Raw genomic sequence first — 21,874 nt, forward strand, 5'->3', positions numbered from 1 at the left:
CATTTTAATGTCACGATTTTTTATCGATCGGCCTATTTTTGCATGGGTATTGGCCATTGTTGTTATGTTGGCGGGAATACTTGCAATTAAAGGTTTACCTATTGCTCAGTATCCGTCTATTGCGCCTCCGGCAATTAGTGTTCAAGCTAATTATCCCGGTGCTTCTGCACGTACGTTAGAAGATACTGTTACGCAGGTTATTGAACAAAAGATGAAAGGATTAGATGGCTTGTTGTATATGTCATCAACCTCGGAATCAAATGGCTCGGCAACTTTAACACTAACGTTTGATGCTGATACCGACCCAGATATTGCACAAGTTCAAGTGCAAAATAAACTTGCCTTGGCAACACCGTTATTGCCACAAGAAGTGCAACGCCAAGGTGTATCTGTTGCTAAATCTGCCCGTAACTTTTTAATGGTTGTTGGTTTTGTTTCTGAAGATGGCAGCATGAATAATATCGACATTGGTGATTATGTTGCATCCAATGTGCAAGATATCGTGTCGCGCGTTGATGGTGTAGGTGAAGTGCAGTTATTTGGCTCACAGTATGCGATGCGTATCTGGTTAGACCCTAGTATGCTGCAAAAATATAAACTGACTCCTGCAGATATTAGTGCGTCTATTAGTGCTCAAAATGCGCAAGTATCGGCAGGTCAACTTGGTGCTTTACCTGCGATTTCAGGGCAGCAGCTTAATGCCACTGTGACTGCGCAAAGTCGCTTACAAACACCAGAACAATTTCGCAATATTTTTGTCAAAAACAATGAAGACGGCTCTGTAGTTCGCTTAGGCGATGTCGCAAAAGTCGAACTTGGCGGTGAAAGCTACGGTGTTGTGGCGCGTTTTAATGGTAAACCGGCGTCAGGTTTAGGTATTAAACTTGCCAGTGGCGCAAATGCTCTTGATACTGCAGCAGGCGTAAAAGCAGCATTAGCTGAACTAGAACCGTTTTTTCCTGAAGGGTTAGCCAGTGTTGTACCTTACGACACCACTCCGTTTGTATCACTATCAATTGAAAAAGTAGTGAGTACATTAATCGAAGCGGTTATATTGGTATTCTTAGTTATGTATTTGTTTTTACAAAACTTTAGAGCAACACTAATTCCTACCATTGCAGTGCCTGTGGTTTTACTCGGTACCTTTGCTGTACTGCAAGTACTGGGTTATTCAATTAATACTTTAACCATGTTTGCTATGGTATTAGCTATCGGCTTATTAGTTGATGATGCCATCGTGGTGGTTGAAAACGTTGAGCGGGTGATGACGGAAGAAAAGCTGTCACCGCTTGAAGCTACGCGAAAATCGATGGATGAAATCAAAGGTGCACTAGTTGGTATTGCTATGGTGTTATCGGCCGTATTTATCCCAATGGCGTTCTTTGCAGGCTCGACAGGGGTTATTTATCGTCAGTTCTCAGTAACCTTAGTAACTGCTATGAGTTTATCTGTTTTAGTGGCACTTATTTTAACACCAGCACTGTGTGCAACCATGTTAAAACCGAGCCACGTACATAATAACTCATCATTTATTGGTCGCTTTTTTATGGGCTTTAACCGCGGCTTTGAAAAGACCAACACCGGCGCACAAAACTTTGTAAGTCGTATGATCAAGCAAAGTAAGCGCTATTTATTGTGTTACGGCTTAATTGTTGGCGGCATGATCTATATTTTCTCACAACTCCCTTCAGCATTTTTACCTGATGAAGACCAAGGTATTTTGTTCAATCAAGTAAGTTTACCAGCAGGAGCAACCACTGAGCAGACATTAAAAGTCGTTGAGAAAATGGAAAAACATTTCCTAGAAGATCAGTCTGAAGCTGTTCGTTCTGTGTTTAGTGTAACTGGCTTTAGCTTCGCAGGCTCTGGACAAAATGCAGCGCTTGGCTTTGTTGGTTTAAAACACTGGGATGAGCGTCAACGCGATGATTTATCGGTTGGTGCAGTTGCAGGCAAAGCGATGGGTTATTTTTCTACGATTAAAGAAGCCTTTGTTTTTGCTTTCCCACCACCTGCGGTTGTTGAGCTTGGCACTGCCAATGGCTTTACCTTGTTTTTACAAGATAGGGTTGGGCTTGGTCACGACAAATTACTCGAAGCGCGAAATATGTTACTAGGGATGGCTTCACAAAGTCCTGTGTTAGCAGGCGTTCGCCCTAATGGTCAAGAAGATAAGCCAGAACTGGAGCTAGATATTGATTTAGCAAAAGCGCAAGCACTTGGGCTGACCCAAGCAGATATCAATAGTACTTTGTCTACCGCGTGGGGTAGTAGCTATGTGAATGACTTTATCGACCGTGGTCGAGTAAAAAAAGTGTTTTTACAAGGTACGCCAGAGTCTCGTATGGTGCCGGAAGATTTAGATAAATGGTATGTACGTAATAGTAATGGCGATATGGTGCCATTTAGCGCGTTTGCTCAGTCGTACTGGACCTATGGTTCGCCGCGTCTTGAGCGTTTTAACGGTTTTTCAGCGATGGAAATTCAAGGTGCAGCAGCGCCAGGTTACAGTACTGGTCAAGCTATGGATGAAATGGAGAAGTTGGTTAGCCAGCTACCAACTGGGTTTGCCTTTGAATGGACTGGTATTTCGTATGAAGAGCGTTTAAGTGGCGGACAAGCGCCATTATTATATGCGTTGTCGTTATTGGTGGTGTTTTTATGTCTAGCTGCATTGTATGAAAGTTGGTCTGTGCCGGCAGCGGTAATGATGATTGTTCCTTTAGGCGTATTTGGCGCTGCAATGGCTGCCTTTATAGGTAATTTATCGAATGATATTTACTTACAAGTAGGCTTATTGACTACCATAGGGCTGGCATCTAAAAATGCTATTTTGATTGTTGAATTCGCGATCCATAAAATGGATGAGGGCATGGGACTCGTGGATGCTGCAATTAACTCTGTTAAGCTACGACTACGACCAATTTTAATGACTTCTATGGCATTTATTTGTGGCGTTCTACCTTTAGCTATTGCATCAAGTGCTGGTTCTGGTGCACAAAATGCTCTAGGTATCTCAGTCATAGGTGGCACGCTCGCATCGTCAATATTGGCTGTGATATTTGTACCGTTATTCTTTGTATTAGTGCGCAGAGTTTTTCCAGGTAAACACAAAGCTGTGACACAGGAGCAACCATAATGACATTCAAAACGTTAAGCCTAGCGAGTCTAAGCGTATTCGTGCTCAGTGCTTGTCAAATGGCTCCACCGCTTGAGGATATCGTGTTGCCGGTGCCTGATAGCTACGCAATACAGAGCGAACAAGGTAATACGGCTGATTTAAGATGGCAGCAGTTTTTTGCGAATGAAAAGTTGCAACACTTGATTGAACAAACATTAGCTCATAATAAAGACCTTAAACTTGCCGCACTTAATGTGCAGCAAGTTCGTGCGCTTTATCAAATCGAAGACTCTGCCTTATATCCGTCAATCGATTTTGCTGCGTCGGGCACGCGTCAGCGCTTACCGGGAGACTTAACGTCAACCGGTAATGCACAAATTAGCGATAGCTATCAAGCTACCGTGGGGATGACCGCGTATGAGCTCGATATATGGGGCAAAATTCGTAATCAATCTGATCAAGCACTGCAAACTTTGTACGCGTCAGAGCAAACTCAAACGAGTGTAAAAATTAGCTTAATTTCTGAGTTGGTAAGTGCGTGGCTAAATTACGCTGCTGATAAAGAGCAGTTAGCGCTTGCTACGCAAACCCTAAAAAGTCAGCAGGCATCACTGGCGTTAACCGAAAAAACCTATGCACTTGGCGCGGCATCAAAGTTAACGTTGGCACAAATTGAGAGCACTGTAGCCACCGCTAAAGTTGATATTGCTAACTATCAGCGCTTGTTAAAGCGTGATAAAAATGCCCTTGATTTATTAGTCGGTCAGCCGGTTTCAGCGCAGTTGTTACCTGTTGAGAGTTTAGATGAAGTACTAAATTTCCCGACCGTGCCTGTAGGCTTACCATCCGAGTTACTTGAGCAACGTCCTGATATTAAAGCTGCAGAGTTTCAGTTATTAGCTGCTAACGCTAATATCGGTGTTGCGAAGGCGGCATTTTTTCCGAGCATTAGCTTAACGGCTAATGCGGGGAGTGCGTCGAGTGATCTAGATAATTTGTTTTCAAGTGGCACTGGCACTTGGAGCTTTATGCCATCGATCACGATACCGATATTTAATATGGGTCGTAATCAAGCAAACTTAGATGTTGCGCAAACTCAACAACAGATTGCGCTAACTACCTATGAACAAACGATTCAACAGGCATTTAAAGAAGTCTCTGATGCGCTTGCCGATAGGGAAGGCTATATGCAGCAGCTAAGTGCGCTTGAAGATCTGTATAACAGTAATCAAGTGTCGTTTACACTCTCTGAAGCTCGCTTTGAAAAAGGCGCCGATAGCTATTTACAAGTGCTGGATGCACAACGTAATTGGTACAGTGCAGGGCAACAACTCATTAGCGGTAAAAAAGCCTATATTACGAGCCAAATTAGTTTGTATAAAGCGGTTGGAGGCGGTTGGCAACGATCGGCTCAACACAGTGAATAGCCGCTAGGCTGCACCACTATATAGTTTATCACTAGTTTATTAAGTTCTTTGTGGCAACTGACAAAGTTGATCTAAAAGGGCATATAAGCTAGTGATAATTATTAGGTTAAAGAAAAGCAGCGCTTTTCGGAGTTACTATGAAAGAAAAATCTAAAAGACAAACCGACCCTGCACTTGTGCAAGCACGCCGTGAGCAAGTGCTTAGTGCTGCGGCCGATTGTTTTAGACGAAAAGGCTATCATGGCGCAGGAATGGCCGAGATCTCAAAGACCGCAGGGATGAGCGCAGGACATATTTACAATTACTTTGCCAGTAAAGAAGCGATCATTGAATCGATTATAGAACAGGATATGGAAAAGCTGTTCTCTATTTTTCAGGAGTATGAAGATCAACCTGGTGACTTAGTAACGATTCTACTCGATGGTCTAGACTATGCAGTGGAACATCATACTGATGTAAACCAAGGAGCACTCGATTTAGAGATGTTCGCTGAAGCTGCGCGCAACGATAAAGTGGCAGAGCAGTTGCGAAAGTCTGATTGTTACGCCAGAGAGAAAATGCGAAATCTTTTATTGAGTGAACGCAGTTTGATAAAAGATCTTAGTGCAACTGAACTTGAAAGCCGTATCGAAGTGATGTTTGCAATGATAAATGGGATCACCATACGCAAAACCCTTAATCCACATGTTGATAAAGCCATGCTATTATTAGCGCTTCGCCCGGCAATGCGGGTGTTGCTTATACCGTTCTAATTAGAGCCGAGGCCTTAACCGCAAAGAGGTGTCGTTTAATCCTCTTTGCTGCGTTATTTTGGGGCTTAAAGCGCAAACCTTAAATTATAAGTTAAGTATATTTTAGTTTGTTCAGTAAATGATTCTTCACGGCTGGCCACTCTGATGCAATAATTGAATAAACAACAGTATCGCGAATCGATCCATCTCTTGTTATTTGATGGCTGCGTAAAATACCATCTTGTTTAGCGCCTAGCCTTGCAATTGCCTTTCGCGACTGTTGATTAAAAAAGTGTGTTCTAAACTCAACTGCAATGGCATTGTGAGTATCAAATAAATACTTCAACATCAAAAGTTTACATTCAGTATTTACAGGACTTCTTCGTACAGCCTTGGCATACCATGTGTAGCCTAGTAATGCGCGCTGATGCTGTGCGTCTACGTTATAGAATCGAGTTGTGCCAACTATTTTATGGCTACTATTACACCTTACGGCGAAGGCGCTATTGCCGTTTTTGGCTTCAATAATTGCCCGCTCAACATAACTGTGCATTTGTTCTGGCGAAGGAACATTGGCATACCATAACTTCCAAGACTCTCCATCAAGCACCGCATGTTTTAATTCATCTATATGATGTAAGCTTAACACCTCAAGCGTTATAAAGTGCCCAACCAATGGCATTGGTTTTAACCACTGCATATATTTCCCTTACTCCTAAAACCATTGTTTAATATCTCAACGTTTTGTACATAGAGATGATCCTATAAGGATTCAATGATAGCAACTTACACAGTGAATTTTACAATTAATTTGTTGATTTCAGCTATAAATCAATACCCTCAAATCCGTTCTATTGACCACTGCACTGCGATGATCGCGATGGCGAGTGAGCCTGCAGGCATCACCCATTTTTGATACCAGTGATAGTTTCTTGCCCAAATAAGGACTGGTAATGTAACTGCTAATATAGCCAGTTGGCCTATCTCTACACCTAAATTAAATGCTAGCACGCTGAGTAATTGATAGTCACTGGATAGCCCTAATTCACCTAATACACTCGCAAAGCCCATGCCATGTAATAAACCAAAGGCGAATGTGACCCAGCCTAAACGCACAACTAATGGCCAAATATTGTTAAGAGCTGCAAACAACACAGATATAGCGATCCCCAGTTCTACCCAGCGACTGTTAGGTGTAACTAATTGCATTGCAGTGGCGGTCAGAGTGATTGAATGCGCCAAAGTAAATGCGGTAACTATCCATGCGGTGTGTTTGAAGATCGTGACTTTTGATTCTACACCTTGCCATTTTGCTGATTTTTTTACTAATACACAGGTAAGCAACAATGCAATTAAAAATAAGATATGGTCAAGTCCGAGCCAAATATGCAGCACTCCTTGGTAAACATATTGATTAAAAGTGGTGAGGTAACTGCTTTTAGTAAAATCAAAAGTTTGAAGGGTATTATTTTTACTCATCACACGAGTTTGATCATTGATAGTGACAATTGCTTTATGATTGGCATCAGTATCGAAAAATGCCTGATAATGAAATGCTATGGCGCTGTGGTTGGTGCCCAGAGCTGGGCAGGATAATTGCAATTGAACAACTACATAGGGTTGATTAAAATGACTATCAAGCTGCAACGGAGCGTCGCTGGTAAGCGTACATGCTTGCTTGTCCGCTGATGTTACTGTCAGTGAGGTCAGGACAAAATCACTTATGGCGCTATGTTTTGCACTGATCTCATGCCATGCGATAGCCCCATCTTGATTTAAATCAAACGCCACCTGTTGCTCTAAATCGGCAACGTTGATTTGCCAACTACCCGTAAAATGGCTGTCATCAATTGCGTTTAAATTAATATAGCTGGTACTTAATTGGTGTGCTTGAGCTGTTCCTTGCAACATGAAAAATAAACACAAGTTACAAAAAAACGCAGTTACAAATGCGTTCATAAAGAGGCTCCTTGCGCACGTGTAAGTAATTGCTGATCGGCATCAAGCTTGGCTTGTTGCCAATTTATTTTTGCCCAGTATAGGGCTTTTTCTGGCTGTTTATTGATGTCTAAATAATAGTGAGCTAAATCACTGGCATGGAAACTGTCTTGGCGTAATTCACGCAGCGCCACTCTTTGTGCCATTAAATTTTGCCATTGTTTCAGCGAGGTATCGTTGTAGTGTTGCTCTGCAATTGCTAAGCGCAGCAACAAGGCATCTTCTAAATTTTGTTGATCATTTACCAGTGCAGGCAAAGTGTTTAGCACTTTTTGATAATTCCCTTGCGCTAAATAAATATCTGCCCATAACACTACAAGGCTGACGGGGGCTGTTTTTAATGGCAATGACTGGATATGAGCGAGCGCTTCATCGGGTTTATTGAGTCTCAGTGCCATTTCAGCCAATACATGGCGGGTATCATCGCTTTGTTTATTACTTGTAATACTGTTCGCTAAACTTTGATAACTTTGTGCTAATTGACCGTCTTGGCTTAGTACATCAAATGTACAGGTATTAATTACATCCATTGCTGTTAGACCCAAGAGTTTTAAGCATTGTTGTTTAGCGGCTTTAAAGTCACCTTGAACCATTAGCATATTGGCGCGTAATAGATGGGTGTTAACATGGTTAGGATCGCGTTTTAGTACTGCATCGGTGATTGCTAAGGCTGCTGAAAATTGATGTTCACGTTGTAAAACGCGTGCATACATGTAGCCAATTTGTGGTGTGGGAGATTGCGCATAGCGCTGCTGTAACTGGTTTTTTAATAAGCCTTGGCGAAGCTCAGTTTGACCTACTTGTTGGCTATTTATCAGTAACGTCATTAATTCGTCTTGATTAAGGTGTGCGGTATTTATTGCGCGGGCTTTTGCGATGATCTCGTCATCTGCTGGCGTATAAGGTTCAGCCCCTGCATTAACTGAGATCAATAAACAAAGGTAAGTAAAAGCACGGGTGATCATAGCATTCTCCTTAAAAAGGCCATCCATGGCCTGCAAGTATTATTGTGTGATTTAGTTGTTACCTAACAAATCGTCAAATGTGGCATTTTCATCCGCATTTGTGAATGTACGGCCGTTCACACTCAGTGGCTTATCGGTAGCCGCTTGGTTAAATGCTGCACGGCCTAGTAGTGCAAAATCGACTTCAAGTGCTTCAATAGTGATATCAACCATCGCAGTAACTTGGCTGTTTACCCCATCACTGACTGCAAAGGTAAAGCTATCAGAGCCAGTAGTTTCAAGGTTCGGCGTATAGGTGTAACTACCATCACTATTAACCACTACCATGCCTAGCATTGGCTCAGTAACCAGACTGAAGGTAAGAGTATCTCCTTCAGGATCAGAACCTTGTAGCATGTCTTCAATTACAACTTCGGTTTGTGTGGTTACCATATCAGCTGTTGCTGTAGGTGCTTTATTTACCATCGGTGGTATCTCGACGGTGTTATGGTCGTCATCATTGCTACAGCCGCTGAGTGTAAGCGCAGCAAGCAATAACCCAAGATGTGATAATTTAAAATGTTGCATGAGTGTTCTCCTTATTTAGACCCTGCAAGTGGAGTTGCTAGATATGGAAAGCTTGCATCCATCATCGTAGCGTTCACTGGTGCACCATCGGTAAATGGTACGTTACCTACACTGGCATCATCAGATGTACACAGGCCTAAATCAGTATTTGTGCCATTTACTGGAATTGGGTAGCATAAGCGACCCATTACCACACGTAGCGCAATATCAACTACATCATCACCAGGACGACGGCCATTTGGGAAACCGGCTAAATCATCACCAGCAACACCAAATGCTGATTGATCTGCCTGTGCTTTAGCTGCAATTGCTGTGTTTAAACGTAACATTTCAGCACCTGTAACAGTGGCTAATTGATTAACGCCCGGGAAACCAGTTAAAAATGCAGTTACTAAGTCATTACGTGGAAAATTCGTTGGTGCAAGGGTCGCTAGATTTGCCCCCAAGGTGGTGTTAACCGCATCTTTAAACAGAATATTTAAAAGCTCTGGTAAAGAAGGGTGGGTAACATAATCAATAAATTGAGCATCGTCTTTAGGCTGTGAACTTGAGAAGGTATCTTTGTCTTTTAAACCAATTACCAACTCATTAACAAGTGGATTACCTAAACGAGATACTTGAGTAAGCGCACCACCGTTTACTGCATTGTTCGCAAATTTAGCATTCGGGTTTAGAATACGCGCCTGCGGTAAGCTTGCTGTAGTCCATGTACCAATAGTGCCGTTGCCATTACCAACTACACAGCTTTTAGGTACTTCGATAGCAATTGCGGTCACATTTTTATCTGCTAAGTCATCATTATCTGCCGATTGTGTAATGCCTCCAGGGAAGCCCGCGCCATCACCTGCGCCCGGCGCACTGTCGCCTTCTACCGGCACATAGTTCACTAAGTCAAAGGTTTTGCCTAGGTTCACTACGAATGGGTCTTTACGTTGGCCAACAAATACTTTTGCCATACCGTCACAGCCTGGGATCGCTACTTGATATACAAATTGCGCTGCGTAGCTTTTATAACCATCCATTGATGAAAACGTTTTATCGCCAATATAATCAAGTGGCTTGTGGAATTCATTACTGCTGGTCATGGTATTAGTTAGCATGGTTTTGCTACCTGTACGCTGATCACCAGCGATCATCGTCATAGTGTATGATTCGCTAAAGTTAACTGCGGCATTATTGCCAGCTGCAACACCACCAACATTTTTGAGTGGTACAGCAACAGTACGTTGGTTGCCTTCAGGGCCAACGGTTAATGCAACACCTTGATTGTCATTAGGCAGCATACTTTTGAAGTTAAAGGCGAAGCTAATATCTTCAATCGCATCGCCATCGTTATCAATATGGATGCTGTAGGTTGCATCAGGATCCATGGCAAAATAGTTAGGTCCGCCATAGCCATCTTGCAATGGAATATAGTTTGCAATCAGGGTGACATAATCACCACGGCCTTGTTCATAACTGTTAAATGCATAAAAATCTGTTGAATCTAAAGTCGGGAAGCGACTGATATTTGGAGCTTCACGGTGACTTGACGCCTCTGATGGGACGCTTACTAAGGTACTACATACTACAACTGCTAATATTGAGGGAGTTAAAGCTTTCATGACTTTGTCCTTTAGTTTTAGATAGTGGTCACTACTAATACGCAAAGCAATTACCATTGGATGCAATAAAAAGTAAAAAATATTAATGGAATGTATATTTAAAATTACCTCGTTGAATTTAATGGAATAAAAAACCAGCTTTTGCTGGCTTTTTATTGCGTGTTGTTGGTTTACTTACAGTAAAATTAACTCAGTTGTGTACAGTACTTCGGTGGGAGAGCCTGTTGGTGAGCCTCCAATAGGTTCTAAACTTATGGCAAGTAATGCGATATCTTGCGCGTTGAAACGTGAGTCTTTTAATAGCGATTTAACGCCATCTTTTGGTAAAAGGCCCAACGAAATAGGTGCATCTTGACCTTTTAATATCATCCACAGTTCATAATCCTTATCAGTTCTGGCGGTCAATTTGTCGCTGGCTTTTATTGATAAACCTTGTTCGTTGATATCGATAAACCATAATGGTTTTTCGCTGGCATCTTTAAACAGCGCAATTTGCTGAGTGTTTTGCCCGACAGGCGTTTGTGGCTGCCAAATAATCAAAGCTAATACGATACTTGCTGCGGTAGCAATTAACGACCACGCTTGCCAAATACTTGTTTTAGGTTGAATAACATTGTTTGGTACCACTGCTTGCTGTGGGTCAATACGCTGTGAAATTGCTTCCCAAACGTGGCTATCAGGCGGCACAGATTTAATTGAGCTGGCTAAATTATTTAAATGTTGCTCCCACATCCAGGTTGCTTCTCGAACACGATTTGATGAGAGCATTAAACGTTGAAAGCGTTTACGAGCAGAGCCTTTTAAGGTCCCTAACACGTATTCAGCCGCCAACATATCGATAAGTTTTTGATTGTCATAATTCATAACGTTAAGCACCTTTGCAACTGTTGCAGGCCGCGTCTGATCCAGCTTTTTACTGTGCCAAGCGGAGTATCAATATGATCAACTAACTCACTGTGAGTCAAGCCTTTGTAGTAGGCTAAGTGGATCGCTTGTTTTTGCTGTTCATCTAGTTGCTCTATACAATCAACGAGTTTACTTTTATCTTCGTAATCAATAGCTAAAGGTGAGTCAGTTAAATCATCTGAGATTGCAGAGTCGTCATCTAAGGATTGCTCTTTACGCACTTTGTGATAGCGCAAAGAGTCTAAGCTACGATAACGAACAATGCTGATCATCCAGCTGATCACTGTGCCTTTGGTTACTTGATAATCAGATGCATTGTGCCAAATTTTCACAAATGCATCTTGCAGCGCTTCCTCGGCATGAGCACGATTGCTTAACATTTTTAAGCTGATCGCAAACAGCTTTGCGCTTGTGGCATTATACAATTTAGCAAATGCCTGTTTATTGCCCTGCGCGGTTGCACTTAGTAGGGGTAATAATTCGTCGGTTTCCATAGAGTTCCTATTATTATTGTCAGTTAGTAAACGTATGATGATGTAAAATGGATGCAAAAAACCAACTAAATGATGGGTGCTTATCATTATTTTCATGCTTTTCCACCAGTTAGCCTAGCAGTAAAATACGGCTTATCAAGTTGCGGAGATCAGTTTTATATCTGAGACTGCAGTCCTACATTCATCGTTTAGAGAGCTGGAAATGACGCCGCAAAGCAGAATAATAGGACCTACCAAAGTTAAATACTTACGAAATTGCAAAAAATCCTGTTACTTCCAATAAATGCCTTGTTTTAGTTATGGTTAAACAGTGCATGAATGTCATACAATGGGGTAAAAGTAGACCACATAAGAGAGATTAAAATGGCCGCATTCGGTACCGTATTTATGCCGCAGATGATTCAAGCACGTTTTACTGATAACGCTTGGAGCGAAAGCTCTGTTGTTCCGTCAGATAAAATTGAACTTCATGCTGGTGCACATGTTCTTCACTATTCAAGTACATGTTTTGAGGGGTTAAAAGCATTTCGCCATGAAGACGGCTCAGTTTATATTTTCCGTATGGACGCTAACATTGCCCGCATGAAACAAAGCTCGCATTTATTAAGTTTACCTGAAGTTGATGGAGCCATGCTTGAAAAAATGATCATTGATATTGTTCGCCAATATGCTGATGAAACGCCGTTACCACCGGGCTCTATGTATATTCGTCCAACTCATATCGGTACTGAAGCTGCAATTGGTAAAGCGGCTGTGCCGTCATTAAGTTCATTATTGTATGTGCTATTATCACCTGTGGGTGATTACTTTGCTGGTGGCGCGACTGCGCTGCGAGTATTACTAGAAGAAGATGGTATGCGCTGTGCCCCACACATGGGTATGATCAAAAGCGGTGGTAACTACGCTAGCGCATTAGCACCCATTACGGCAGCACGCTTGCAACATCAAGCCGACCAAATTCTATTCTGTCCAGGCGGTGATGTACAAGAAACTGGTGCCGCAAACTTTATTTTAATTGATGGTAATGAAATTATTACTAAAGCGCTAGATAGCACCTTTTTACATGGCGTGACGCGCAGCAGTATTTTAACCATCGCTAAAGATTTAGGTATGACAGTATCCGAGCGCAATTTTACAGTCACTGAATTACTTGAGCGTGCTGCAAAACCGGGTACTGAAGCTGCTTTATCTGGCACTGCTGCGGTATTAACCCCAGTGGGTACTTTTATTCATAATGATAAAGAATATAAAGTGGGCAGTGGTGAAGCAGGGCCAACGACAATGCGTTTGCGCCAAGCCCTTAACGATATTCAATGGGGTAAAGCACCAGACACCCATGGCTGGTTAACCAAAATCGACGTGTAAAGTTAAACGATATGTTTTTATAAAAAGCCTAGGTTATTTATAACCTAGGCTTTTTTATGGTCTAAGTTATTTAATAATCTATACTTTCAACTGTGTAAGTTAGCTGCACAGGTGTGTAAAAATAACGTATGTATACACAGCAAGTATCACGAAACTAATCAGCTGATATCTTAATACTATGAAATATATATGAATATTTATTTCCATTTGATTTTTTTAGTGGCGCATAGATTGCATTTCTATTTGGGTATAACTAACGACAAAAGGAGCGTTTATGTGGGCCGCAATAAGTTACTTATTATTGGCAATTGTATTTATCATTATGGGGTGGCAGGTTAGTCCTAGCTATTTTTCGCTGCTATTCTATTGGACGGCTTTATCTTTATTACTGGTAAGCGGTGCCTATTTTTTTAATATTGCAAAAATTTTTCGTAAACGAGAAAACGGTGTTATCCCGTTTTACATTCGTTGGGCTTTCATACCTTTTTTATTGGGGGCACAAGTTTATAACGCGTGGAGCCGAAAGCACGATAAAGTACCGCCATTACAACAAATTAACGAACACTTATTTTTAGCCTGTCGCTTATTCCCTTCAGATATAGATACTTTAAAAGATAACGGTATTACCGCGATTTTAGATGTAACCTGTGAATTTGATGGACTTGAATGGTCATCAACACAAGAAAACATAAACTATTTAAATATCCCAGTGCTTGATCATCGAGTCCCAACACGTTCGCAGCTTAATCAAGCGATTAACTGGATTGCCCATCATATTAAAGATAATCGTCGAGTGGTGGTGCATTGCGCGTTGGGTCGTGGTCGATCGGTGTTTGTGATGGCGGCTTATTTACTCAGTCAAAATAAGGAGGCTGATGTACATCAAGTGCTTGCGCAAATAAAAGAAACACGCGAAACCGCTAATTTAAATAAACACCAACTGCGTCAACTAGTTAAACGCCATAGAAAGGGTGAGTTATTAATCAAAAATAAAGCGGTATTAATTGCCAATCCAGTTTCCGGCACTAAGTTATGGCAGCAAAAAGAGCATTTAATTGTTGCGCGTTTATCTGCTTATTATAACTTAAAAGTGATGATCACATCAGTCGAGAAAAATGGGATTGTGTTGGCCAAACAAGCGATAGCTGATAAGCCAGATATGATCATCGCCTGCGGCGGCGATGGCACCGTGGCAGAAGTGGCAAGTGTTTTGGTAAACACAGACTGTAAATTAGGTATTATTCCATTTGGCACGGCCAATGCTCTAGCACATGTGTTAATGGGAATTAAGTCAAAGTTGATCCCTGTGGAAGTAGCATGTGATTTGATTATTGAAGGGCAAACCAAGCAAATGGATACAGCATATTGCAATGGTGAGTTAATGCTGCTGTTAGCAGGGATTGGCTTTGAACAACACATGATTGAAAAAGCCGATCGGGATACTAAAAACGAGCTTGGTCAGTTCGCATATTTACAGGGCTTCTGGCAAGCTTTAGGCGAACAAAAAGCCCAAGATTTCACAGTACAGCTAGATGATAACGCGCCGCAGCAAATACATACCAATAGTTTAATTGTCGCTAATGCTGCACCTTTTACTACTTTACTAGCGCAAGGTGGGGGACAGCCTAATCACTATGATGGCTTGCTCGATGTTAATTGGCTCACTCCTAACCAAGACGCATCAGCCAATGTATTAAGCATTGCTGAGCTGGTATTTAGCAGTATTACTCAAGCACACTTTGCGATTAATTCACATCATACCAATGCGCGCCGCGTTGCAATATCGGCGACTCAGGAAATAAAATATGTACTTGATGGTGAAGTTAAAAGTGCTGATAAATTGATCATTGAAATTACTCCGCAATCACTGGCGGTGATCTGTGCAGAGCAGGTCGAGTAACTGAACTTGTTGCGCGTTATAAGCTATAACGCGCAATGGCTGTTACTTCTTTTTAATACTAGGCCACACAAAACCGCTGTTTTGCGGTTGTGCATCGACACAGTTATCGAGGTATAACTGCTCGACCTTGGTACGCGCCCAAGGTGTTTTACGTAAAAATTTAAGGCTCGATTTTACACTTGGGTCAGATTTAAAACAGCGAATATCAACATGCTCACCCATTGCTTTCCAGCCAAGTGTTTGCTCGAGTTTTACTACTATTTGTTCGAGTGTAATGCCATGTAACGGGTTGTTTGCTTGCTGATTCATAAGTCACTATTGCTTGATAAAAGTCGCTGCTATTGTAACGTAACTGTGCGTTGATACCAATTCTATTAATTAACGCGAATTGTTTTAGGGGCGGTTGGGTAAATAATTTCATTTTGCTCGTTGAGCATTAACCAATTTAACGCGCTATTATTGTGATGAGGGTTTTTTGCTGCACAGATCACCCGCACATTAGCCATTAAAATAATCGCACCTTCACTGTAGCGTTGATCTTCAAACCAACAGAGTTGCTGCTCGCTAACTATATTTTTTGCGTCAAGAAACAAGGCTGGTTTTTGATTATTACTGAAACTATTAGCCGAGTAAATTACACTGATAAAACAGATGCCTATAATCGTTATAATTCGCATATTTAGCCTTTGCATTAAAAAATAACTACACTAAGCTTATACCTAAGTTACCCCAAAATACTAGTTTCAGTTGCAATTAAATGCGTTTAAACCAGCCCACTTAGGGTTTTAGGGTGACTTGGCCATAAAATGTGTTAGGGTAAAATCCACAAAAATAATTTTCTAAAGACAAGGTGAACACATGCAATTTAAACAAACGATGATTGACGAATTTACACTGTTAGCAAAATTTCCATTAACCAGTAAAATGCAAGGTATTAAGTTACATAGTGATGCTGATGAAAGCTTATTAAGCGCGGCACAACGATTGTTTGATAAAGGTATTATAGATAGCCCAGATGGCGGTTACTTAACCGATCTGGGCTTAGATCTGATAGAGCACGTAACCGTGCTACACAGTGCGTTGGGTAATTAAAAAATATCAGGCTGCATCCGGTTGGTTTTGTGGTGCAGCATCAATAAATGCATCAAGCTTGTTACAACGTTCATAAATGGCTGCTATTTTCGGATACGCAGTCATATCGACGTTAAAACGATAAGCATTAAATACTTGCGGCACTAAACACACATCAGCAAGGCTAGGTTTATCACCCACACAATATTGATTTGTATGATCAAGTAGCTGTTCAATTTTTTCAAAACCAACCTCTACCCAATGACGATACCAGGTATTTTTGATTGCATCGTCAGCACCAAGTTCACCGCTTAAATATTTCAGTACCCGTAGGTTATCAATAGGGTGAATATCGCAGGCAATGGCATAACATAAATTACGGATCTGGGCTTTTTGCCAGGCATCACCAAATAATAGTGGTGTGTCGGGATGTGTTTCTTCAAGGTATTCTAAAATTGCCATCGATTGTGCGAGTACACCGTCATTGGTTTCCAGCGCAGGTAATAACCCTTGTGGGTTTTTATCTAGGTATTCAGGTGCTTGTTGCTCAGATTTTAGTAAGTTAACAGTTACTAACTCATGCTTAATATTTTTTAAATTAAGCGCAATACGAACGCGATATGCGGCAGATGAACGAAAATATGTATAAAGTTTCATGGTTCAATTATCCTTGTGGGCCACTGTAGTGTTTTTTAATAGTTCGCCAGCAATCAGTGTAATTAGGTTGGCGCTCTTTGCCTTCTAATGCGTATTTTGTTGGTGAAATAACGTAACGTGATTCAAACATAAACGCGAGGGTCTTTTCGTAGCGTTGCGGTTCAAGCTCTGCGTTAGAGGCCTTTTCAAATACATCAGCTTCTGGGCCATGCGGTGACATACAATTATGTAAACTCATGCCTCCTGGTACAAAGCCGTGCTCTTTGGCATCGTACACGCCTTCAATTAAGCCCATAAATTCACTCATAATATTGCGGTGATAATAGGGTGGGCGGAAGGTGTTTTCAGCCACCATCCAGCGTGGAGGAAAAATTGCAAAATCAATATTAGCAACACCTTCTGTGCCTGACGGGGATGTCAGTACTGTGAAGATAGACGGATCAGGATGATCAAAGCTCACTGTATTCATTACATTAAAACGTGCTAAATCATATTTATAGGGAGCGCTGTTGCCCGTCCAGGCTACAACATCTAAAGGGGAGTGGCCTATATCACAGCGGAACATATTACCGTTGAACTTAGCAACCAACTCAAACTCACCTTCTTTATCTTCAAAGGCAGCAACAGGGTATTGAAAATCACGGTCGTTAGCGTAGCCGTTGGCTCCCACTGGGCCACGCTCAGCTAACACATAAGCATGACCATAATTTTCACAGATATAACCACGAGCAGTATCACAGAGCAAAACGACTTGGAATTTAATGCCACGCGGGATCACTGCGATTTCACCTGCTTTAACCGTTAAATTACCACATTCTGTTTTCAGCAGTAACTGACCTTGCTGAGGCACAAATAACATTTCGCCGTCGGCATTATAAAAATAACGATCAGTCATTGATTTATTCGCTACATAAACATGGATGCCAATTCCTGTTTGGCCATTAGCGCTGCCGTTTGCAGCCATAGTGATCAAACCATCAATGAAATCGGTTGGCGTAGTTGGAATATCAATTGGATCCCAACGAAGCATCGTAGGTGGAGTCGGGACTTCGGTAATTGGAGCGGTGCGAATTAAACCGTTATCAATTGCGCTGTAATCACCTTGGACAACCGATGGGCGGATACGGTACATCCAAGTACGGCGGTTATCAGCACGCGGCGCAGTAAATGCGGTGGTACTAAATTGTTCAGCGTATAAATCGTATTTTACTTTTTGCGGGCTAAACTGCCCAATAGGCAATGCGCCAGGCAGAGCTTCGGTTTCAAACTCATTGCCAAATCCTGTCATATATTTTAATTCGCTGGTCATCACTCGACTCCTTTATGTTTTACTGTAAGATACTCTCAAGTGAGACTAAATTCAAACATCGTGCTTTTTGTCACTGTACATATTTATGGACACTTAAACATGATTGTAAATTAAGAGGACATAGCCGTTATGGCACTCGATTTAGAGACATTTTTACCTTATCGTCTGGCTAACTTAGCCAGTAAAATGAGTGAACAGTTTGCACCCGTGTATCAACAGCAAAGTGATTTAAGCATTCCTCAGTGGCGTATTTTGTTTAATTTAGCCCAGTTTGGACAAAGCAACGCGAAAGCATTGTGCGAGCAAGCAGCAATGGATAAATCCACGGTATCGCGGGCTATTAAGGCATTGATAGATAAACACTATGTAGTGAGTTTAATCGATCCAGCAGATAAACGCGCCAGCTTGTTAGCGTTGAGTGAGCAAGGGTTGGGCTTGTATCAGCAATTAGCCCCAGCTGCTTTAGCGTGGGAGAAGAATCTGTTGGATGTTTTAACTCAAGCCGAGTATCAAACCTTGCTTAGTTGTTTAGATAAGTTAACTAGTAAATTAGATGAATAAAACAAAAAGCCCATCAAAAGATGGGCTTTTAAATTAATTTAATTTGTAAGTTACCTTAGCAAATTAGAATGTGTATTTAACACCTACACGCATTTCCCAAAGTGACGGCTTAGTTTCTACACTTGCACCTGCTGGATCATTAAAGCTGGTGTAAACGTATTGACCATTAACAATTTCAGTCGTTACAGCGTTTTGTAATGCGCTGCCGCTTTTCAGCACGCCCCAATCGTCATTTAGCATGTTACCGATGTTTTTGATAACAAAGTATGCTGAGCCTTTTTGATCATCAGTAAAGCCCATAAATTCTTGCTCAACTTTGAAATCGAACGTAACCCACCAATCACCATCAATGCTGTTACGGTTATTGATTTTACCGCGAGTTAGGCCTTCGCTTTCAACCCACTCATTAAAGGCTGCTTGATCAAAATCTGCACCATAAACAACTTGGCTGTCGTCAAGTGTTGGTACATATAATAATTGACGAGCAGCATCGTTGTATCCCATACCACCTGATCTTGAGTCAAATCCATATGAGTAAGGTGTTGTTTGTTGTGCTTGACCAAATAGGTTGAACTTAGTCTCGTAACCATCAAATAACTCATGGCTATACGCTAAACTCATCGTAAAGCGGTGCGGAATTTCATAGTTAGATGTTGCCACACCTGGGTTTTCAGAATCAGACACCGCAACGTAATGATAGTTAGAAAATGCTACAGAGCTAGTCATCGGGTTAACATCTTTAGACACTGTATATGCATAAGAAAGAGCAAAATCGATGCCATTATCAAATGACTTGTTCATTGCAAGAGACAGAATATGCGAGTAAGCATCATCGCCTTTAACATTGGTTAGCAAGAAGTCCGAACCACCATTGTAAATTGGGCGACCATCTGGCGCTACACCCGTTTTTTCATATGCTAAGTTTTTAACAATGGCTGAATCTTGCTTATCGGTATAAAGGTAGTCAACATTAAACACATAATCGCTTTCAGTGATATAAGTACCACCTAGTGAGAATTTCCATTCTGATGGAATTTCAAAGTTAGGATCCGTCACATTTACATCAGCATCAGCACCACCTTGGCCTACTTTATCATATAAGCCTTGTGGAATATCGTAACCAGGTTGACCTGCGCCATTGAATGCTATTGCATCAGGACCAAGGATTTGGATATTTCTTTGATTAACTTGAACATTACGAACACCATCGTTTGAATAGCTGTTAGAAATCCATACGTTAGGGTTACCACCTGAATATAAGCCAATACCGCCGCGCAATTCTAACTGATCATTATATATCCAGTTAACACCTAAGCGTGGTTGCAGTAAGTCAACCCCATCAAGATTTTGGCTATTTGAATAGCCATAACGTTCTTCAAAGTTAGCATTATAAGTTGGTGTATCATCACTGGTATACCAGTCATAACGAAGACCTGCAGTAAATGTTACATCATAATCAATAAGCGCAAACTTATCTTGGAAATACACTGTATTCAGTGCATATTTGAATTCACCCGCGGCATCATCAGGATTTTGGCTTGAAGCGTTACCATAGTAAATTCTGTCTACAAAGCCGCTTTCAAACTCTTCAATAGAACCAAAACGGTATTCACCTTCATTGTGTTGCACGAACAAGTTGTAAGCATCAAGCTCTTCACGCTCATAACCAAATGATAGCTCGTGGTCTTCAAGGTAATAAGTACCACCTAATTTAAGTGATAAGTTATCATAACTTAGTACATTCGCTTGGCGAGAGTCATCAGGACCCATGTATATATCAATATCACCAGTATCAATTCTAAACTCACCAAAACCTGATGCTGCATCAAGTGAATTTTGGCGGTTATCAAGTTTTGAATAGCCTACACGAACTTCAGTTGAAAAATCATTGGTCCAATCTGAGTATACGGATGCTACGTAAGACTGTAGCTCAGCACCACGCTCATAAAAATGATTAGATAAAGCGATTTCACTAGAATCGGCATCTGACTGGGCTAGGCTGAAGCCGTCGTTATAGTTATAAACAAAGCTTGCACGGTGTGCTTCATTAATATTCCAATCGAGCTTAACTAAGATTTTTTCATCTTCAACTGGCATGCTAGGTACCATAGTACCTGGGTCATAATTATATTTATCGATAGCAATTTGGGTAACGCGATCAATAGTTGCTTGATCAATTCGACCGTTAGCAAATGGCGTATAATTAAAAATTTGTGCGCCTTCAAGCTTCTCATAAGAAGTGAATAAGAATAGCTTATCTTCAATAAGAGGAAGGCCTACGTTAAAGCCGTAACGTTTTTCTGAGTAATCACCAAGCTCTTGTTTCTCGCCTTCAATTGAGTCACCTGACATTGAGTCATTGGTATAATCATAGAAGAAACCACCAGTGATTTCGTTGGTACCTGACTTTGTTACGGCGTTAATGTTACATGAAGTAAAACCACCATATTGAACATCAAATGGTGCAAGTTCTACTGCAACTTGTGCAATTGAATCAAACGAGAAAGGCATTCTTTCAGTAGGGTAACCACTTGAGTTTAAGCCAAAGTTATCGTTCATACGAACGCCGTCAACAGTTAAGCTGTTAAAACGTGGGTTACCACCGCCACAATTGATAGCACCAGCGTTTGTTTCATCGATATAGATACGTGGATCAGCGCGAATAATATCTTTTAAGTCACGGTTAATAGCTGGTTTGTTTTCTAAATCATCTAAAGTGAAATAAGCAGCTGGACCTGTGCTGCCTGATTGAGCGCTAATTGGTGCGCCACTAACAACGATTTGTTCCATTTGTTGCGAGCGAAGTGCAACAGTTACTGGGTAAGTTTGACCAAGAGTTAAATAAACATCATCAAGTTGAGTATCTTCATATTTATCAGAATCAACAATGATTTTATATGGGCCGCCTACGCGTAAACCTTTTGTAGAAAAGTTACCTTGTTCATTTACTGTTGTTGTTTTTGTTGAACCAGAAGGTAAGTGGATAATAGTAATTTGAGTACCAGTGGCTGGGTTGCCATTTGGACCTGTGATTTGGCCTTTTACAGATGATGCAGTTTCATTTGCAAACGCTGCGCCACTTACGCCAACACAAGCTGCGATAGCAAGTGAAAGTGCTGTTTTGCGTAGTTGAATTTTCATTATTAATTTCCCGTGTAAGGTGTAATATTTTTTAGTTTTGGTATTAATTTACTCGGA

General features: G+C 41.2%; 19 protein-coding genes. 7 read left to right on the forward strand and 12 right to left on the reverse strand.

What is annotated here, in order from left to right:
• The first annotated feature begins 7 nt into the window (after positions 1–7).
• The 3 genes from PSR9079_RS00115 to PSR9079_RS00125 all read left to right on the forward strand — a co-directional run bounded on the left by PSR9079_RS00115 (position 8) and on the right by PSR9079_RS00125 (position 5,300).
• On the forward strand, positions 8–3,139 hold the full coding sequence (locus PSR9079_RS00115; RefSeq protein ID WP_149979972.1) for an efflux RND transporter permease subunit: 3,132 nt from the start codon (positions 8–10) through the stop codon (positions 3,137–3,139).
• The gene (locus PSR9079_RS00120; RefSeq protein WP_149979973.1) at positions 3,139–4,548 is read left to right on the forward strand and encodes an efflux transporter outer membrane subunit; all 1,410 of its coding nucleotides are present in this window, start codon (positions 3,139–3,141) and stop codon (positions 4,546–4,548) included. The genes PSR9079_RS00115 and PSR9079_RS00120 overlap by 1 nt, the downstream gene beginning before the upstream one ends.
• Before the next feature lie 137 nt (positions 4,549–4,685).
• Positions 4,686–5,300, forward strand: coding sequence for a TetR/AcrR family transcriptional regulator (locus PSR9079_RS00125; RefSeq protein ID WP_145234396.1), 615 nt, complete (start codon positions 4,686–4,688; stop codon positions 5,298–5,300).
• A 91-nt stretch (positions 5,301–5,391) separates the two neighbouring features.
• Here PSR9079_RS00125 and PSR9079_RS00130 read toward each other — a convergent pair whose 3' ends face one another.
• The 7 genes from PSR9079_RS00130 to PSR9079_RS00160 form a co-directional block, all read right to left on the reverse strand.
• Positions 5,392–5,979: a GNAT family N-acetyltransferase gene (locus PSR9079_RS00130; protein WP_145234394.1), complete on the reverse strand. Its 588-nt coding sequence runs from the start codon at positions 5,977–5,979 to the stop codon at positions 5,392–5,394.
• A gap of 140 nt (positions 5,980–6,119) precedes the next feature.
• Positions 6,120–7,238: a HupE/UreJ family protein gene (locus tag PSR9079_RS00135; protein ID WP_179959127.1), complete on the reverse strand. Its 1,119-nt coding sequence runs from the start codon at positions 7,236–7,238 to the stop codon at positions 6,120–6,122.
• Entirely contained in the window at positions 7,235–8,242 is a 1,008-nt protein-coding gene (locus PSR9079_RS00140; RefSeq protein ID WP_149979974.1) for a tetratricopeptide repeat protein, read from the reverse strand. The genes PSR9079_RS00135 and PSR9079_RS00140 overlap by 4 nt, the downstream gene beginning before the upstream one ends.
• A 51-nt stretch (positions 8,243–8,293) precedes the next feature.
• Entirely contained in the window at positions 8,294–8,809 is a 516-nt protein-coding gene (locus tag PSR9079_RS00145) for an Ig-like domain-containing protein (RefSeq protein ID WP_149979975.1), read from the reverse strand.
• Between the two features lie 11 nt (positions 8,810–8,820).
• Entirely contained in the window at positions 8,821–10,413 is a 1,593-nt protein-coding gene (locus PSR9079_RS00150; RefSeq protein ID WP_149979976.1) for a DUF4331 domain-containing protein, read from the reverse strand.
• A 174-nt stretch (positions 10,414–10,587) separates the two neighbouring features.
• A complete protein-coding gene (locus PSR9079_RS00155; RefSeq protein ID WP_149979977.1) occupies positions 10,588–11,277 on the reverse strand; it encodes an anti-sigma factor in 690 nt (229 codons plus the stop codon).
• Positions 11,274–11,813 (reverse strand): sigma-70 family RNA polymerase sigma factor, encoded by a 540-nt coding sequence (locus PSR9079_RS00160; RefSeq protein WP_149980373.1) that lies wholly within the window; start codon positions 11,811–11,813, stop codon positions 11,274–11,276. The genes PSR9079_RS00155 and PSR9079_RS00160 overlap by 4 nt, the downstream gene beginning before the upstream one ends.
• Positions 11,814–12,176: 363 nt before the next feature.
• Here PSR9079_RS00160 and PSR9079_RS00165 point away from each other — a divergent pair, with 363 nt between their 5' ends.
• Both PSR9079_RS00165 and PSR9079_RS00170 read left to right on the forward strand, forming a co-directional pair.
• Complete coding sequence (locus PSR9079_RS00165) at positions 12,177–13,178, forward strand: branched-chain amino acid aminotransferase (protein WP_149979978.1); 1,002 nt, start codon at positions 12,177–12,179, stop codon at positions 13,176–13,178.
• Between the two features lie 274 nt (positions 13,179–13,452).
• Positions 13,453–15,078, forward strand: a complete 1,626-nt coding sequence (locus tag PSR9079_RS00170) for a diacylglycerol kinase family protein (RefSeq protein ID WP_149979979.1) — start codon at positions 13,453–13,455, stop codon at positions 15,076–15,078.
• A gap of 42 nt (positions 15,079–15,120) precedes the next feature.
• On the opposite strand, the gene PSR9079_RS00175 is transcribed toward PSR9079_RS00170, so the two are convergent.
• Together PSR9079_RS00175 and PSR9079_RS00180 are read right to left on the reverse strand one after the other, a co-directional pair.
• Positions 15,121–15,387 carry a VF530 family protein gene (locus PSR9079_RS00175; protein WP_145234376.1) on the reverse strand — a complete coding sequence of 89 codons (267 nt, stop codon included), beginning with the start codon at positions 15,385–15,387 and terminating at the stop codon, positions 15,121–15,123.
• A 65-nt stretch (positions 15,388–15,452) separates the two neighbouring features.
• Positions 15,453–15,755 (reverse strand): DUF1496 domain-containing protein, encoded by a 303-nt coding sequence (locus PSR9079_RS00180; RefSeq protein WP_149979980.1) that lies wholly within the window; start codon positions 15,753–15,755, stop codon positions 15,453–15,455.
• A gap of 181 nt (positions 15,756–15,936) precedes the next feature.
• Here PSR9079_RS00180 and PSR9079_RS00185 point away from each other — a divergent pair, with 181 nt between their 5' ends.
• Positions 15,937–16,170: a TIGR02647 family protein gene (locus tag PSR9079_RS00185; protein WP_145234371.1), complete on the forward strand. Its 234-nt coding sequence runs from the start codon at positions 15,937–15,939 to the stop codon at positions 16,168–16,170.
• A gap of 6 nt (positions 16,171–16,176) precedes the next feature.
• Here the strand turns inward: PSR9079_RS00185 and maiA are convergent, their stop codons facing one another.
• Positions 16,177–16,806: a maleylacetoacetate isomerase gene (maiA, locus tag PSR9079_RS00190; protein ID WP_149979981.1), complete on the reverse strand. Its 630-nt coding sequence runs from the start codon at positions 16,804–16,806 to the stop codon at positions 16,177–16,179.
• Positions 16,807–16,813: 7 nt separating this feature from the next.
• On the reverse strand, positions 16,814–18,115 hold the full coding sequence (hmgA, locus tag PSR9079_RS00195) for a homogentisate 1,2-dioxygenase (protein ID WP_149979982.1): 1,302 nt from the start codon (positions 18,113–18,115) through the stop codon (positions 16,814–16,816).
• A gap of 129 nt (positions 18,116–18,244) precedes the next feature.
• On the opposite strand from hmgA, the gene PSR9079_RS00200 reads away from it, so the two are divergent.
• Positions 18,245–18,676, forward strand: coding sequence for a MarR family winged helix-turn-helix transcriptional regulator (locus tag PSR9079_RS00200; protein WP_149979983.1), 432 nt, complete (start codon positions 18,245–18,247; stop codon positions 18,674–18,676).
• Positions 18,677–18,739: 63 nt separating this feature from the next.
• On the opposite strand, the gene PSR9079_RS00205 is transcribed toward PSR9079_RS00200, so the two are convergent.
• Positions 18,740–21,817: an outer membrane beta-barrel protein gene (locus PSR9079_RS00205; RefSeq protein WP_149979984.1), complete on the reverse strand. Its 3,078-nt coding sequence runs from the start codon at positions 21,815–21,817 to the stop codon at positions 18,740–18,742.
• Between the last annotated feature and the right edge of the window lie 57 nt (positions 21,818–21,874).

It is taken from the genome of Pseudoalteromonas rhizosphaerae, assembly GCF_902498845.1.
Lineage (GTDB): Bacteria > Pseudomonadota > Gammaproteobacteria > Enterobacterales > Alteromonadaceae > Pseudoalteromonas > Pseudoalteromonas rhizosphaerae.